This is a genomic window from Rhodobaculum claviforme, from assembly GCF_016653255.1.
Lineage (GTDB): Bacteria > Pseudomonadota > Alphaproteobacteria > Rhodobacterales > Rhodobacteraceae > Rhodobaculum > Rhodobaculum claviforme.
Genome location: NZ_NHSD01000299.1, coordinates 45,719 through 61,719, shown reverse-complemented (window position 1 = coordinate 61,719; position 16,001 = coordinate 45,719). Strand labels below are relative to the sequence as shown.

Genomic DNA, 16,001 nt, shown 5'->3' with positions numbered 1-16,001 from the left:
GGGGGTGTGGGCGCCGGGGCGATGGCCGTGGGCCTCGAACCGCGCAAGGCGGCGGGCCTCGGCCTCGTTGCCGTTGACGGGGAAGGTGTCGTAGTTGCGCCCGCCCGGATGGGCCACGTGATAGACGCAGCCTGCCAGCGGACGCCCCGACCAGGTGTCGAAGATGTCGAAGGTCAGCGGCGCGTCCACCGCCAGCACCGGATGCAGCGCCGCCGAGGGCTGCCACGCCTTGAAGCGCACGCCGCCCACCGACACCCCGGGGCCGACGCCGCGCATCGGCAGGGCGCGGCCGTTGCACACCACGGTGTAGCGATCGGAATCCCCCCCCTCCAGCCGCGCCTGCAGCCGTTCGGTGGAGCTGTCGGTGTAGCGCACGGTGCCGCCGATGGCGCCGGTCTCGCCCAGCACATGCCACGGCTCCAGCGCCTGGCGCAGCTCCAGCCGGACGCCCTCGGCCTCGACCTCGCCGCAGAAGGGGAAGCGGAACTCGCACTGGGCCTGGAACCACTCGGGGCGCATGTCGAAGCCGTGGTCGCGCAGGTCGTCCAGCACCTCCAGGAAGTCCGCCCAGACGTAGTGCGGCAGCATGAAGCGGTCGTGCAGCGCGGTGCCCCAGCGGCTGAGGCGGCCCGTCGCGGGGGTGGCCCAGAACCGCGCGATCAGTGCGCGGATCAGCAGTTGCTGGGCGAGGTTCATGCGCGGATGCGGCGGCATCTCGAAGCCGCGGAATTCGACCAGCCCCAGCCGGCCGGTGGGCCCGTCGGGGGAGTAAAGCTTGTCGATGCAGATCTCGGCGCGGTGGGTGTTGCCGGTCACATCCGTGAGGATGTTGCGCAACAGCCGGTCGGTCAGCCACGGCAGCGGCTGCGGCGCACCCGGGCCGGGGATCTGCGCAAGCGCGATCTCCAGCTCGTACAGCTCATCATGGCGGGCCTCGTCGATGCGGGGCGCCTGGCTGGTCGGGCCGATGAACAGCCCCGAGAACAGATACGACAGCGACGGGTGCCGGTTCCAGTGCAGCACCAGCGATTTCAGAAGGTCCGGCCGGCGCAGGAACGGGCTGTCGTCGGGCGTGCGGCCGCCCACGACGACGTGGTTGCCGCCCCCGGTGCCGGTGTGACGGCCGTCGATCATGAACTTGTCGGCGCCGAGGCGGGTCTGCCGGGCTTCCTCATACACGGCTTCGGTGGTGGCGACGCAGTCGTCCCAGCTGGAGGCCGGGTGGATGTTGACCTCCAGCACGCCCGGATCGGGGGCCACGCGGACGACGTTCAGGCGCGGATCGTGCGGGGGCGCGTAGCCCTCGATCCGGATCGGCAGCTTGAGGCGCGTCGCGGCGGCCTCGGCGGCGCGCAGCAGGTCGAGGTAATCCTCCAGCTCCTCCACCGGGGGCATGAAGACGCAGGCGACGCCGCCGCGCACCTCCACCGCCACGGCGGTGCGGACCGCGCCATCGACCTCGTCGGCGCCGCCGGGCGGGGCGGGCGGGGTGGCGACGAAGGACGCCATGGGCTGCGTGCGCCGTTCGGGCGTGGGCGCCACGGGGTCGGCCAGTGGCGCACGCGGCACGGTAGGATCGGCCGGGTTGATGTAGGGATACGCGGCGGGCGGCACGAACGGCAGGCTGCCCAGCGGCAGCCGGTAGCCGAGCGAGCTGTCCCCGGGCACGAGGAACACATGGCCCCGCCGAAGCTGCCACCGCTCGGTCCGCCAGCGCCGGTCGACCGAGCGCCCCTGCCATGCCTGCACCGGCAGCACGAAGCCCGCGGGCTTCGTCAGGCCGCGCGCGAACACGCTGGCCATGCGGTGGCGGGCCTCGGCGTCCTCCAGCTCGGGGTTGTCGGGGGTGACGTTGGGGGGCAGCTGCGCCTCTTTCAACAGCCACTCGCCGGGGTCCTCATAGGCGGGCAGAATGCAGCCTTCGTCCACCTCCAACTCCGCCGCAATCTCGCGCAACAACTCCTGCGCGGGCAGCGGGTCGCCCGCGTCGCCCTCCGGGTCGGGGGCGATCAGCGCGGGGTCGGACCAGATCGGCTTGCCGTCCACCCGCCAGTACAGCGAATAGGTCCAGCGCGGCAGCGTCTCGCCGGGGTACCACTTGCCTTGCCCGTGGTGGATGAACCCGCCCGGCGCGAACCGCCCCGCCAGCCGCCGGATCAGCCGGTCTGCCAGCGCGGGCTTCATCGGGCCGGTGGCGTCGGTGTTCCACTCCGCGCTCTCGAAGTCATCGATGGAGACGAAGGTCGGCTCTCCGCCCATCGTCAGGCGCACGTCGCCCGCCGCAAGTGCGGCATCGACCTTGTGACCCAGCGCATCCAGCGCGGCCCAGCTGTCGTCGGAAAACGGCCGGGTGATGCGCGGATGCTCGGCCACGCGCGTGACCGTCATGTCGAAGGCGAAATCGACATTGGCCGAGGTCGCGGTGCCCGAGATCGGTGCTGCGGTGCGGTAATGCGGCGTGGCCGCCAGCGGGATGTGGCTTTCGCCCGCCAGCAACCCCGAGGTCGGGTCGAGGCCGATCCACCCCGCGCCGGGCAGGAACACCTCGGCCCAGGCGTGCAGATCGGTGAAATCGACCTCCGTGCCCGAGGGGCCATCGAGCGCCTTCAGGTCGGGCGCGAGCTGGATCAGGTATCCCGACACGAAGCGCGCGGCATACCCCAGATGCCGCAGCGCCTCCACCAGCAGCCAGGTCGAATCGCGGCACGAGCCCCTGGCGCTCGCCAGCGTCTCCTCGGGGGACTGGACGCCGGGCTCCATGCGGATGATGTAGCCGACCTCGGCCGCGACACGCGCGTTCAGCCCCACCACCATGTCCACCGTGCGCTGGCTGTCGGGCGGCACGGCGTCGAGGAACTTCTGCAACAGCGGACCGGCCGGGTCGGGCCGGCGATAGATCTCCAGATCCGCGCGCAGCTCGGGCGGGTAGTGGAAGGGCCAGGTCTCGGCCGCCTCCTCCACGAAGAAATCGAACGGGTTGTAGACCGACATGTCGGCCACGAGGTCGACCTCGATCTTCAGCTCGCGCACCGGCTCGGGAAAGACGAACCGCGACTGCCAGTTGCCGTAGGGGTCCTGCTGGTGGTTCACGAAATGCCCGCCCGGGCTGACCTTCAGCGAATGGCTGATGACGCGCGTGCGCGAATGCGGCGCCGGACGCAGGCGGATGATCTGCGGCCCCAGATGCACCGGGCGGTCATACTGGTAGTGGGTCAGGTGGCGGATGGCGGCCTTGATCGACATGAAACGGTCCGGACTGGGGATGCGTGGCGGTGACGGTCGCACGAATCACGCAGGCCCGCCAGCGCGTCGCGCCCCCGCACGGCACCCGACCGGCCGGGCGCCCATGCAATGTTCATGTTCCACGAAAGGGTTGGAGCGGGTGAAGGGAATCGAACCCTCGTCGTCAGCTTGGGAAGCTGACACGTTAATACCCCTAACCGTTTGTCAACGCAGCGGTTCAGGTAGTGACGCTGTAGGCAATTTGCAGGCTTGGAGCGGGTGAAGGGAATCGAACCCTCGTCGTCAGCTTGGGAAGCTGCTGCTCTACCATTGAGCTACACCCGCGACCTTGATCTGACTACCTTTTCGGCGCGTCGGCTTCAAGCGCAATCCGCCGCGTGCCGCTTCTGCTCATGCGCCCGTCGCGCTACCATTGCCGTATGGCCGACCGCGTCACGCCCGAGCGCCGCTCCTTCATCATGTCGAAGGTCGGACAGAAGAACACCGCGCCCGAGATGACCCTACGGCGCGCGCTCCATGCACGCGGGTTCCGCTATCGCCTGCACCGTCGCGACTTACCCGGAGCTCCTGACCTCGTGTTCCCCTCGCGCCAGAAGGTCGTCTTCGTTCACGGCTGCTTCTGGCACGGGCATGACTGTCGCTGGGGACGAGCGCCAAAGAGCCGTGGCGAATACTGGCTGCCGAAGATCGAGGCCAACAGAGTCCGCGACAACCTGGCCTTAACCAAGCTGAGCGATATGGGCTGGCAAACCTTCGTGGTCTGGCAGTGTGAGTTGCGCGACCCTGAGGCGGCCATCCAGCGCGTTGTCGCCTTCCTGAACGACTAGATTTCGGTGGGCAAATCGTCATGACCACGATAAGTTGCGCAAAACGCAACAACGGAGGGGCAGGATGACGCGGCCTATCGGGATCGACCTTTTCGCAGGCGCAGGCGGCATGAGCCTCGGCTTCGAGCAGGCCGGGTTCGATGTGGTCGCTGCCGTCGAGATCGACCCCGTTCATGCCGCCATCCACAAGTTCAACTTCCCAGACTGCAAAGTGATCGCCCGCTCCGTCACCGACTTGACGGGCGCCGAGATTCGTTCGCTCGCGGGCATTGGTGACCGTCAGGTGGATGTCGTGTTCGGCGGGGCACCGTGCCAAGGCTTCTCGATGATCGGGCAGCGCGCCCTCGACGACCCGCGCAACTCGCTCGTGCGCGACTTCGTGCGGATCGTCGATGAGTTGAACGCCAAAACCTTCGTTTTCGAGAACGTGAAGGGGCTCACGGTCGGCAGGCACCGCAAGTTTCTGGTCGAGTTGATCGAGGCATTCGAGGCCAGAGGCTACCGCGTGCGCCGCGAATGGAAGGTGCTCAACGCGGCCGACTACGGCGTCCCGCAAGACCGCAAGCGGTTCATACTGCTCGGAGCGCGAGGCGACACCCCGATACCCGATTACCCCGCGCAGACGACACATGCGGCGGGCTCGACGAACTGCGGCAGTCCGAGCGGCCCGACCTGCCGCGATGCGCTAGGCGACCTTCCAGACGCCGAGAGTTTCGACGCCCTGCTCATGACCGACGAGGTGCCCGTCCAAGCGTTCGGCGAACCGAGCGACTATGCGAAGCAACTCCGCTGCATCGGTAACGATGCTTGGCACTTCGGGCATCCCCGCCTCTGGGATCCAGCGGTGCTGACTTCCAGCTTGCGAACCGACCACACCGAGATTTCTCGGCGCCGCTTCGCCGCAACCCAACCCGGCAAGGTCGAGCCGATCTCGCGCTTCTTCAAGCTGCCGCCTGACGGCGTGTCGAACACCCTGCGCGCTGGCACCGATGCCGCCCGAGGCGCGTTCACCAGCCCCCGACCGATCCACTATGCCTTCGCCCGTTGCATCACGGTGCGCGAGATGGCCCGCCTGCACGGTTTCCCCGACTGGTTTCGCTTCCACGAGACCAAGTGGCATGGGGCACGGCAGATCGGTAACGCGGTACCTCCGCCGCTCGCCCGTGCCATCGCGGGCAAGGTCATCGAAGCCTTGGACGTTCAGCCCACTCGCCCGACCGTTGCCGTTGCGCTGGGCGACACTGCCCTGCTGCGCATGGACATGTCGCAAGCCGCCGCCCACTGGTCGATTGACAACCCGATCGGGCGGCGGGACCGCAAGAGCGGTGCGACGAAGCGGAAGCAGCACGAGATCGAAGCCTCGCTCTAGCGGAAGGTGAACCGCCGAACTTTGACGATCTCGATTTCGTCAATGTCGGTGTGCGGGCTAAACTCGACTATCCAGACCGTGTTGAGGTCATCGCGCCACAAGCCGAGGCTGCGCACAGCGAGGCCCGGGATCGGTGCCTTCTGGACGCCGTAGGTGTTCAGGTTCAGCGCCTGAGACCACGACAGGTGATCCTGTCCGCCCTTGCCCGAGATCGGCACGATGGTTTCCTGCGTGCCGTCGATGCCCGCCTGAACCTCGTCGATCTCGATCTGGCCGTAGCTCACCGTCGTGCGGTGATGCCCTTGAATGGCCATGGCCTGAAAGCCGAGAAAGGTCGAGATCAGGTGGGCGTTGCGAACGCGCGTGAATACTGCTTGCTCGTCCTGACCGAGCAGCGCCGAGATAAACTTGGGGGTCTGATCGACCACGGGCTCCAGATCGGGATCGACTCCCAGTGCCTCGAAGTCGATCACGTTCTTCCGGCGCGTGCGCCGCAAGCGATACTTGCCCTTCCCGTTCTGCAACCACGTCATCGGCCCTGCCTGCTCCATCTCGGTCGGGAGGTTGCGGCGCGCGTCGTAGGTATACTTGATGTCTGGCACGTTCGCGACTTCGCGGTCGATGATGCCATCCGCCACTGCCTGCCGCATGGCCTGCCGCACGGTCTCCTGATCGAAGGGCAGTTCCGCTGGCAGCGTCTCTGCGGTGTAGCCCTTGGTCAGGTGGCGAAACAGGTAGACGGCGATCCGGTCGTACTTCGGGATGGCGAGCAATTCTTCGTTGGTCATCTGGGTCAGCATGGAGCACTCCTTCTTCTGCCCCGACCAGATACCCCACACAGCTTGCGAGTCAATCCACGATAGAACCTGCGACCGAAATTTCCGGTTGATCGCTCACCGGGGAAGGTCCGAATGTCGTGTCACGGGGCGCACAGAGCGCCCAGCATCAACGGAGTGACCGACATGACCGACAACCTCAGCAAAGCCGACCTCAACGCCCGCCTCGCCACGCCCCTGACCGCCTCGGCGCTCAAGAAGATCGCAAAGGCCGACCTTGTCGCGATGGTCGCGGCGCAAGAGAAGCCGCGCCAGCCGCGCACCTTGAAGCCGCATGTCTTCTGCCAGCCCGTGGCGGACGCCACGGAGGCGAAGGCGCTGAAAGAAGGCAGCAAGAAGCACCTGCTCGCCGCCGCCCTGCTGAACGGCGCGACGCTGGACGAACTGATGGCCGTCACGGGGTGGAACAAATCCACCGTGCAGAGCGCCTTTGCCTACGACATGAAGTCCGCAGGGCTGGGCGTCGAGCGCCGCGAGGACGGCCGCTACTACCTGCTGCTGCCCGCCGGGATGCTGCGCCTGCCCATCGCTACCGCCGACGTGACGCGCGCGGATGCGCTCGTGGCTGCCTGCCGCTGATCGACGGAGCCATGACCATGCGCCTTTCTGATCTGATCGAACGCCTCCAAGACCTCGCCGCCGAGTGCGACACGGACCCGGAGGTTCAGCTTGCCGTCCAGCCGTCGTGGCCGTTTGCGCATCGCCTGACGGATGTGGTCCTCGTCGATCTGGACGCGGACGACGACGAACCCCCGCACGAGACGACGGCCTACGCCCCACCGCGCATCGTCGTCTACCTCGGCGAGGGCGGCCAGGTCGGCTACCTGCCCGGCATCGCGAAGGCCGAACTCGGCTGGTGATCTGCCAGCGATGGCAATGTGCGACGGGCGGCCCACGGGCCGCCCGTTGCCATGTCAGAACGGCGCCTTGCCGTCGTCCTCAAAGTCGTCGGGCACCGGAGGGTTGGGCTCGTACTCGAGGATGGTGTTCAGCATATCGCGCAGCTCTTCGAGGGAGGGACGCATCGGCGAAGCTGCGAGTAGCTTGACGACTTCTGCCTCATCCTCGTCGTAGAGATTAAGCGTGTCGTCTCCGACGGATACTCCCACTTCCGCGCATTCCATATACGCAACAATGTGCAGCGCCCTGCGAATGGTCTCGTCCACCATAGCCGTCTCCTTTCGTGGCTATGATCGAAGGAGAGGACACCGGCCACGAACGGAGCCCAATCCCATCCGGCCGCTGGCTGCGGCAGAATTGGTCATGTCTGGAACTCCGTTGATGATGCGCGTGGGCTCGACCCTTTGCGCACCATCCTTTTACCCTTGATTCGGGCCGGAAGTCAACGGCTAAGTGTCTGAATCTCCTGCCCGTTTAAACGGTCTGACCACCGCTCTCGGCCTCCCCGCAGAGCGACGCGCAGCGCTGGGTGGCGCGAGTTCGCCCTACCGGCATAGGGGCCAACACCGACGCCCCCAGCGCTCCGTCAGCTCTCCGCAGCGCTCTACCAGTAGCCCCGCAGCGGCACCTGCCCGACATGCGCGCCGACCGAGCGATGGTCGGACAGCCAGAGGGCCATGGCGGTCGCCATGGCCATGTCGAGGTGGCCGTCTGCCATGTCGCCGTCGATCCGCAGGCGGCCGGATGCCGAGACCGTCATCTCGAAGGCTTCGAGCTCGGCTTGCAAGTCCGCGCGGCGGGCGAACGACCCGATCTTGAGCTCGCCGACATGCAGCGCGGAGTTGAGGTTGCCGAGCAGCAGATTGCGGGAGACGTTGTTGAACGTGACGCCGCGCTCGCGGGTTTCGTTCTCGTTGTCGCCGCCGACGATCTGCATCCGCGTGTGCTGGACGTTCTTGGCGTTCAGCAGATCGCAGAATGCGCGCCCCGGCCCCCCGGCGTCCACCACCAGATAGGCGCAGTCGGCCAACGCACGCTCCTGCATCAGGTTGCGCACCACCACGGCGAGCTCCGTGTAGGCCATGAGGGGGATGAAATCCGCCTTCACCACGACGCGACGCCGTGGGGCGAGCTCCTGGGCGTAGCGGGTCCAGCGCGGCACGCGCTCGTCGAGGATGATCGCATAGGCGTTGCGGTCGCGGCTCTGGGCGATGTCCAGCCCGATCAGGAAGCGGCGGTAGCCGGGCACCACCGTCACCGCCGGATCGTCGCAGGGCAGGATGAGGCGGTCGCCCTTCTGGACCAGATCAGCGAGTTGCATAGATGTCTCCCAATTCGAGCTCCGGGGTGTCGGTGAAGGCGCTCTCGATGGTGCGGGGGTCGAAGAAGGGCGTGCCGCCGCCACCCAGCCAGCGAAGCTCGTGCTCGACGGCGAACTGGACGGGGGGCATGAACTTCCGGTCGAATGTGACCTTCTCGGCCATGCGCGGGATGTCGGTGGACCGCGCCGTGATCTTCTCGATCTCGTCGTTCTCGACCCAGAGGCGATGGGCGAAGCCGCCCTTCCGGCCGGGCGTGGTGATCATGAGTATGCGACCACCGTCTTCCCTAATGGGAAGAGTGGCGTCGTATACTGCGTCCGGGATGAAGGCGCCTTCCTCATAGACGAGGATGCCGCCGTTCTTCACGCCCCAGCCGCGCGCGGATTCGCCGTCCTGCCCTGCGGGCACGCAGACGACGGCCGAGCCGTTTTCCAGCTCCATCACCTGCTGCGTGAGCCGGGTCTTTTGGATCGGCAGCGCCATCGCCTGCCACGCCTGCAAGCACTTCTTGAACAGCAGTTGCGACTGCGACAGCGTGGGCGACAGGATCAACACCGTCCGCTCGGGTGCAGCGACCGTCTGAGCCGCGAGCACGCCGGTGGTCTGGCTCTTGCCGATGCGACGTGACGCAAGGACCATGGCGAAGGGAGAGCGCGAGCGCAGCATGTCGCTCTGCCACGGGTCGCAGGGTGCGCCCACGACGCGCCGGAACAGGGCGGTCGGGTCCACCCGTTCTTCCAGCGTCCGCAGATAGAGGGCGAGGTCACTCAAGCCGCAGCCTCCGCGCCTCCACAAGCTGGCGGAAGGTGTCGAAGGCGTCGGGGTGGGCCTCGAACACCTCGAACAGCACGCCTTGCAGCTTCGCCCACTCGGGCGACTCGTTGATGGACAGGACGATGGTCGTCTTCTCTTTCAGCGCCGTGTAGGATTTCAGCAGCCGCTCGAACGACTGGCCCTGATCGCGCAGAAGCTGCGAGAGGGCGGGCGCGAGGTCTTCCACGTCGCGCCCGTCACCGAGGCGGTTCTTGAGCTCCCGATAGAGGTCTTTCTGCTCCTTGATGACCTCGCGCAGCCCTTTCTGGATGTCGTCTTGGGCCGCGTTGATCTTCTCGTCCACCTCTTCGGATTCCACCCGTTGCGCCTCGGCCATGACCACGCGGGCGACATCCGGGGTGCAGAAGGCGTCCTTGAAGCGCTGGATGGTGCAGTAGGACACGCCGATGCGCCGCGCGATCTGGACCATCGAGCGGCGGCCCAGCACAATGTCGCAGACGATCTCGGCATAATCCGCGCGGTTGCGGATGACGTTCGGCCGACCGCCGCCCTTTTCCTGCGGGATCGCCCGCTTGATCACGTCCATCCGCAGCGCAGCCATCAGGAGAGGGACTCCACCCAGCGCTTGAACCGCCGCAGAATTGGCATGGCCCACGGCCACTGGACGAGAAACTCCCCGAAGAAGCGCTGCTCATGGGCGCCGAAGGCGTCGAGCACGACGCCGCGCGCGACCTTGCGCTCCGTGATGCGGTTCTCCGGGTGGCGGTAGCTGTCGCGGACGAACTGATCGGCGACCTGATCGGCCAGCGTGTCGAGGTCCATGGTCAGCCCTCCCGCACGATCTGCAACGGTACGCCCGCCTTCTCGGCCTGCGCCTTCGCCGCGCGATAGATGGCCGGGTCGCGGGCCTGTTCGCGGGTGAGCTGGATCGGCTTCTTCGCGGCCGGGGGCGTGAAGGTCTGCGGCATGGTCGGGGACGGCTTGCCGACCGCTTCGAGAACCTGCCGCATCTGGTCGAGCAGCTCGTCCTTCTCGGCCGAGGCGCGGCGATGGTCCTTCACCTCGTCGAGCAGCTTGGTCGCGTTGTCCTTGAGGCCCGCGATCTGGCCCTCGACGTGCGGGGCCAGCGCCTCCACCAGCTTCGGCAGCGCCTTCTCGATGAAGGCTTCCATCAGGCGGGTGTTCTGTTCGTCTGCGGTCGTCATGTTGCATCTCCAGAATGCGAAAGGGTCGGCGCAGGTGAGCACCGACCCCTCCTTCGTCACCCTGGAGTTGCGGCCCCGCCTGCGCCGACATGATCGGAAGCGCTGCGGGGGCGCTCAACCTCAGATTGAGGTGGCGAAACGGTTATCCGAGGTAGTTGGCGAGGATGTCCACGACCTCGTCACGGGTGGAGGGGCGCTGATCGGTGGCAAGCTGGCGCAGGCGGACCTCGCGCCGTGCCTGTTCCGCGCGGCGCTTCGCCTGTCTGCGGCGCTTCTCCGCAAGCATCTGCTCGCGGTGCCGTGCCTGCCTTTCGACCGCTTCCCGCCTGTCCGCGACGATCTGACGGGCGGCCGCCAGCCCGGCCGCATTGCCGACGTGATCGAGCGGCGCGCGACCGTCCATGATCGCCAGCACCTTGTCGCGGAGGTAGTCGGGATCGAGACCGGCGGCGACCGCGAACTCTTCGCGCCGCCGCGCCCACGGCCCTTCCGTAGCCGTCAGGAAGTCGAAAGCATCCTCTCGGTGCCGCCGCGTGTCCCACTCGCCCGGTATCGTCGGGGTCAGCAGGTCTTGCACGGCCCGCAGGATGATGGCCGCGAACAGCTCGCGCTCGGCCATGTCACGATGCGACGGGCAGCCGCAGCATCGTCGCGCCCATGTCGCCGCCCTCGTCGGCGATCATCTCGCGCTCTTGCTCGAACGTGCGGTCGGGCGAGGCGACCTCGCCAGCTTGCAGGTTCTCGTAGAGGGTGCGGTGGCTGATGCCGCCCGACTGCCAGAGCTTGACCAAGCCCTCGATCTGCCTGCCGTTCAGCGTGGCCTCGATGAAGTCGCGGCTCATCTCGACATGGGCCTCGGTGGGCGGCGCGCCCACCCATTCCGCCGCGATCCGAAGCAGCTTGTTGATACCCGCCTCGACCGACACCACCGTGCCATGCAGCAGCGACAGCTCGCCCCGTGTCCGCTGCGTGGCCGTCTCGATGCTCTCATTCCGGTTGACCGTGGTGGTCAGCATCCGCGCGCCGAGCTGCGCCATGACCTCGATCTTCTCCTCCATAAGCTCTTTCATGGCGGAGACGCCCGCGCCCGTGAACTCGAGCATCCCGACCTGCGCGCCCTCGGGCAGCACCCACAGCGCCCCCGCGCCGATGGCACGCGGGATGCGATCTTCGGTCAGCGACCCGGACACCCACGGGGTCGGGGCCGAGGTCAGGAAGATGGCGTGCTCGCGGTCGCAGGAGTTGCGGAAGTGGGACAGTGCGACCCGGCACAGCCCCGAGAACGGCGGGCGCACGTCGGACGGCCGGATGCCCTGATGGCTGACCACCAGGAAGGGGATGAAGTCGAGCGCCCGGCCGTTCACCTGCGGGATGATGCCCTCTTCGATGTCCACGCGCTTCTCGGACGGCCCCTGACGGACGAAGCGGCGGATCTGATAGATCGAGTCCTCAAGGGCCAGCTCCAAGAACACGTCCGCGCCGTCGTGCCGCTCGTCTGTGGCCAGCACGACCCGGACCACTTCGAGCATCCCGTCCACATAGGCGGTCTCCACCTCGTCGATGTTCTCGGCATTGAAGCCGACGAAATGGGGCGTGGTCAGCGCCGTGTTCCCGGCCCTCGGGAAGTCGAGCAGCAGCCCGTAGCGACCCATGGCGAGGACTTCGCGCACGATGTCTTCCACCATGATCTGGAACGGGGCCTTGTCCACGGTGGCGCGCAGGCGCAGGGGTTCGAGGCGGGCGGGCAGGTGCAGGATGGGGTCTTTGCGCAGCGCGAGCCCCGTCATGAGGCGCAGCGTGGCCGCTGGCGCGTCGTAGAAGCTGCCACGGGCAAGATAGGCGACATAATCGTCCGGCTGCATGGCCGAAGGTTTCGGGGTGTAGAGCTGCCCCGCGTCCCTGATGGCCTGCTCGCCGTCGAGGCAGGCGCGGATCAGGCGGTATTCGGATTTCAGGCGGTCGAATCTGACACGGGGCATGGCATGGTCCTTCTGTTCTGGCGGCCCCCGGAGGGCGGGAGGCGCGCAACCCCAAGGGCCGCCAGTGCTCACGCGCGCATGTCGAACATACGGGGAACGGACGGGGCGGCGTTAGCGGAGTTTCAGGTGGAGCACAGGGCGCGCGTCCTGAGCGCCGCGTCCATGTAGGTCTGCTCGGCCGCAAGGAGGGCATGGGCGTGGCTGTCCGAGGGGTCTGCCTGCTGCACGACGAACGCGGCAAGCAAGCGACCGAGGGCTGCGCGGCGGGCGTCGGTCAGTCGGTCGAGCTCATCTTGCTCGGCCTTGGAGAGCAGGCGTGCGGGCGCGCCGTTGATCATATGAACCATGGGGTCTCCGTCTGCTGATGATGCTGCACGATGCACGGCGCGGGCCGGGGCCGTCGACCACGGTTTCGGATGGCGGTGGGGCAGAGGCGGGTGTTGGGGGGTCGGAGACGGTGGCAGAAATTTCTCCGACCGTGGGCCGCGGGATCGGCACAGAGATCAGGGGGGTCGATTTCTGATACCTTCGCCGCCATGTGCGATGCACGGGCACGGGCGACCACAGCATATTGTGCCTCTGCCTGTGCCCGCCGCAACTTGCTGCATACTGCGGCAGCGTTGATGCTCGGACAAGATACGTCATGCCAATGGGATCAAGAGGTTAGCGGCGAGTTTGTAGGTCTCTCGCAGGCAGAGCATCGTCGGCGCCGTCAGCGGCGAGCGTGCTCCACCTCGGAGGGAACCGCCCGAGTTCGGCGCAGCACGTCGCGCGACCCCACATCCGGGCTTGCCGGGCCACGTCCGGGGCGTCCGGGCTTGCTCGCGAAGCAGGGGCAGGCTAACCGACAGAGCGACCAGCCAATTCCGGGCTTGCCGGGCTTGCCGGGCCAGAAGTCAGTCAGAGGTCGCTCACGTCGCATCCATGGGTCAGGCCCCATCGCGCCCTTTCGCGAGCGTGGCTCTCTGAACCCCGTCGAAAAAGCCCGGAATCCCCGGCAAGCCCGGAATCCTCTTTCCAATCAATGATATGGAATGCCGGGCCAGCAACGCAAGCCCGGCAAGCCCGGCCGTGGTCCGGATTTCAGAACGGAACCTCGTGGTCCACGACCTGGCCCTTGTCGATGACATACTGCTGCTCTACGGCCTCAGCGTCGCCGCCGTTCGGATCGGCCTTGATGCCCGCGGGCGAGTCCGGCTCGAACGGCTGCCACGCCTCCGGCCCCTCGTGCGCCCGCCGCGTGATGGCCGACACCATCGACCGCAGCTCGGGCAGCGGCGGCATCTGCAAGCCGTCATAGTCCTTCCGACTGACGACCACCGGCGTGATGATCCCGCTGCTGTCCGAGCGCATCTCGACCCGCTTGATCTTGATGCACCCCTTCGCCGTCTTGGCCCCGAAGCGCTTGCGCAGATCGTTGGCGAGCGACTGCTGCGACGACCACCTGCCGCCCCGCTCCTTGACCCGCTCGTAGGTCGCCCCTGATGCGACCCGCCCGTCCCCGCGCAGATCGTCCGGGCACGTCCCCGTCTCGACCATGTGGATCAGCACCTGCAACAGCGGGTCGCTGCTCTCCTTGTCCTCGGCCTTCGCCGCCGTGTGATGCGGCACGCCGATCAAGCCCCGATCCACCTTGTAGTCGAGCAGGAACCTAAGCACCGCGCCCGGATCGTTCTCGACCAGCGCGTAGTAAGGTTCCCACCAGTCACGCGCCGCGCGGCTGTCCGGGTCGTGGGGGCAAACCGGAAGCGACTCGATGATCGTCCAGCGCCGGTCATCGTTGTCGATGGCGACCGCGTGGCTGTCGTTGGTGGTCGCGATGACCCGGAAGATGTTCGGCGTGGTGAACGACTTCCGATTCTTGGGCTCAAACGTCCAGTCGCGCGCCGTGATCAGGTTCTTGAGCATGTTGGCCTGCTGCGGCGACCCCGTGAAGAACGCTTCCTCGCACAGCAACACCGTCTTGCCGACCAGCAGATCGTTGAACTGCTGCCCCACCCGCTGCGAGTTGGTCACCTCAAGGGCGAGCTCGCCGAGGGCTGCCTGCACGCACTTGCCGAGGAACGACTTGCCCGACCCCTGCGGCCCCCGGATCGCGAGGCCCGACCCCGGCCGCGCCGACCACGGCCGCTGCACGGCGTCCGCGACGAAGGTCAACACCCAGTGGGCGAGGTCCGTGTCGCCACGGCACAGAATCTCGACCACATACTTCTCGAACAGCGACGCATCGCCCGAGGTCGGCTCGACCGGCCATCCGCGGAACAGGTTGAACTTGTCGCCCGTGTAGCCGGGCGGGGCGAACGTGTAGCCGTTGAACTGCCGCCGCCCATCCCACTTCCGCCATGCGTTGCGCACGTCTTCCACGGGCTCGGTCAGGATGTTGAAGCTCTCCGTGTTGGACGGAAAGCCCGTCGTGGTGTTCAGAAACTCGACCTTGCCCTCCACATACATCAGCGCCCATTCGGCGTTGAAAGCCTCAAGCTTGCTGTCCGACACCCCCTTCTTCTTGCCCGGCCACGGCCCCTGATAGCCATGCCGAGTCGCGATGCGCCAGAACGACAGCGGCGAGTACTTCTTCGGCTTGAGCCCGTCCCACTGATCTTCGTCGCCCGGCTTGAACTTGGCCGACCCGCGCGCCCAAGCGACCCAGCGCTCCTTCGCCCATTCATCGTCCGCGCCGAACGCGGCGACGAGGGCGAGACCGGCAGCGCCCCATGACGTATAGTCGTCCACGTCATAGGCCTTGATGAACGCATCGAAGGCAGCGTCCCTCTCCCCTGCGCCCATCTCGGCTGGCTCGACCTCGTGCTCCGGCACGGGGACGAACTCCAAGGTCAGATCGTCGAGTGCGCACTGCTCAAGGGCTGCAAGCGTCCCGCGCCGCACGATGCGCATGGGCACGGACTCGCGGCCACACGGGATCGCCACGTTCTGCCATCCGTCGCCCTTCGGCAGCACCTCGACGCCATGCTCGACATGCGTGACCTTGCCCTTCGCGTTCCGCTTCTCGCCCTTCAGCTTGCCCGACGTGACCGGGACGAACTTCTCGCGATCCGCCTCGACTGACGACAGAATGGCCTTCGCGTAATTCCACAGCCACTTGGGAGGTCGCGCCTCCTTGAACACGAGCCAGATGTGATAGCCATGCCCGCCGCCCGAACGGAAGATCAGGTGCGGGATGCCGAGGGATTCGAGGTGGAGCGCGACGGTCAGCGTCGGCATGAGCGCGACGCCCCTCTTGTCGTGGTCGTCGAAGTCGAGCACGAGGCAATGGGATGCGGTGCGGGCAGAGCCGATGCACATGTAGACGCCAAGGGCCTGACCACCGTTCAGATGGTCGGCCAAGGCCTTGGCGGAGATAGGCCCGTCAATGGCCCGGTAGCCGTCCCCCGTGTAGCGCGTGTGGCGTTCCCCGTGCGTGAGGGCGACAAGTCGATTGATGATGTTGTCCATGCCGATTTCAGGATGGACCTGCATCGCCGGTTCAGCGGCGCGTCGATCTCGCCTATAAGCGAGTTATCCCATTTCCGACGCGATGCGAACGAG

Annotated in this window: 16 protein-coding genes and 1 tRNA gene; 4 read left to right on the top strand and 13 right to left on the bottom strand. The window is 66.9% G+C overall.

Translation table 11 applies throughout. The features are described from left to right. Together CCR87_RS13845 and CCR87_RS13840 are read right to left on the bottom strand one after the other, a co-directional pair. Window positions 1-3,243, bottom strand: a 3,243-nt coding sequence (locus CCR87_RS13845) for a transglutaminase family protein (protein WP_201158117.1), incomplete at its 3' end; no start/stop codon positions are given. Between the two features lie 250 nt (window positions 3,244-3,493). Beyond that, window positions 3,494-3,567: transfer RNA gene (locus CCR87_RS13840), tRNA-Gly, on the bottom strand. A gap of 53 nt (window positions 3,568-3,620) precedes the next feature. Here CCR87_RS13840 and CCR87_RS13835 point away from each other — a divergent pair. Beyond that, complete coding sequence (locus CCR87_RS13835) at window positions 3,621-4,070, top strand: very short patch repair endonuclease (protein ID WP_338048929.1); 450 nt, start codon at window positions 3,621-3,623, stop codon at window positions 4,068-4,070. A gap of 64 nt (window positions 4,071-4,134) precedes the next feature. Continuing rightward, entirely contained in the window at window positions 4,135-5,439 is a 1,305-nt protein-coding gene (locus CCR87_RS13830; protein ID WP_201158116.1) for a DNA cytosine methyltransferase, read from the top strand. On the opposite strand, the gene CCR87_RS13825 is transcribed toward CCR87_RS13830, so the two are convergent. Then, a complete protein-coding gene (locus tag CCR87_RS13825; RefSeq protein WP_201158115.1) occupies window positions 5,436-6,239 on the bottom strand; it encodes a hypothetical protein in 804 nt (267 codons plus the stop codon). The genes CCR87_RS13830 and CCR87_RS13825 overlap by 4 nt on opposite strands. Before the next feature lie 162 nt (window positions 6,240-6,401). On the opposite strand from CCR87_RS13825, the gene CCR87_RS13820 reads away from it, so the two are divergent. Then, window positions 6,402-6,854 (top strand): hypothetical protein, encoded by a 453-nt coding sequence (locus CCR87_RS13820; RefSeq protein WP_201158114.1) that lies wholly within the window; start codon window positions 6,402-6,404, stop codon window positions 6,852-6,854. 11 nt (window positions 6,855-6,865) lie between these two features. Beyond that, a complete protein-coding gene (locus CCR87_RS13815; RefSeq protein WP_201158112.1) occupies window positions 6,866-7,135 on the top strand; it encodes a hypothetical protein in 270 nt (89 codons plus the stop codon). Window positions 7,136-7,189: 54 nt separating this feature from the next. Here the strand turns inward: CCR87_RS13815 and CCR87_RS13810 are convergent, their stop codons facing one another. From CCR87_RS13810 to CCR87_RS13765, 10 genes are all read right to left on the bottom strand, one after another. Next, window positions 7,190-7,444 carry a hypothetical protein gene (locus tag CCR87_RS13810; protein WP_201158111.1) on the bottom strand — a complete coding sequence of 85 codons (255 nt, stop codon included), beginning with the start codon at window positions 7,442-7,444 and terminating at the stop codon, window positions 7,190-7,192. A gap of 335 nt (window positions 7,445-7,779) precedes the next feature. After that, complete coding sequence (locus CCR87_RS13805; protein ID WP_201158110.1) at window positions 7,780-8,496, bottom strand: hypothetical protein; 717 nt, start codon at window positions 8,494-8,496, stop codon at window positions 7,780-7,782. Next, window positions 8,483-9,268 (bottom strand): terminase large subunit, encoded by a 786-nt coding sequence (locus CCR87_RS13800; RefSeq protein ID WP_201158109.1) that lies wholly within the window; start codon window positions 9,266-9,268, stop codon window positions 8,483-8,485. The genes CCR87_RS13805 and CCR87_RS13800 overlap by 14 nt, the downstream gene beginning before the upstream one ends. Next, window positions 9,261-9,872, bottom strand: coding sequence for a hypothetical protein (locus tag CCR87_RS13795; protein ID WP_201158108.1), 612 nt, complete (start codon window positions 9,870-9,872; stop codon window positions 9,261-9,263). The genes CCR87_RS13800 and CCR87_RS13795 overlap by 8 nt, the downstream gene beginning before the upstream one ends. Next, entirely contained in the window at window positions 9,872-10,093 is a 222-nt protein-coding gene (locus CCR87_RS13790) for a hypothetical protein (protein ID WP_201158107.1), read from the bottom strand. Before CCR87_RS13790 ends, CCR87_RS13795 begins: the two co-directional genes overlap by 1 nt. A gap of 2 nt (window positions 10,094-10,095) precedes the next feature. Next, window positions 10,096-10,476: a hypothetical protein gene (locus CCR87_RS13785; RefSeq protein ID WP_040484839.1), complete on the bottom strand. Its 381-nt coding sequence runs from the start codon at window positions 10,474-10,476 to the stop codon at window positions 10,096-10,098. 142 nt (window positions 10,477-10,618) lie between these two features. Further along, complete coding sequence (locus CCR87_RS13780) at window positions 10,619-11,095, bottom strand: hypothetical protein (protein ID WP_201158106.1); 477 nt, start codon at window positions 11,093-11,095, stop codon at window positions 10,619-10,621. A 1-nt stretch (window position 11,096) separates the two neighbouring features. Continuing rightward, a complete protein-coding gene (locus tag CCR87_RS13775) occupies window positions 11,097-12,455 on the bottom strand; it encodes a DUF4055 domain-containing protein (protein WP_201158105.1) in 1,359 nt (452 codons plus the stop codon). A 122-nt stretch (window positions 12,456-12,577) separates the two neighbouring features. Further along, entirely contained in the window at window positions 12,578-12,802 is a 225-nt protein-coding gene (locus CCR87_RS13770) for a hypothetical protein (protein WP_201158104.1), read from the bottom strand. Between the two features lie 736 nt (window positions 12,803-13,538). Beyond that, window positions 13,539-15,908 carry a DUF5906 domain-containing protein gene (locus tag CCR87_RS13765; RefSeq protein WP_201158103.1) on the bottom strand — a complete coding sequence of 790 codons (2,370 nt, stop codon included), beginning with the start codon at window positions 15,906-15,908 and terminating at the stop codon, window positions 13,539-13,541. Window positions 15,909-16,001: the final 93 nt, after the last annotated feature.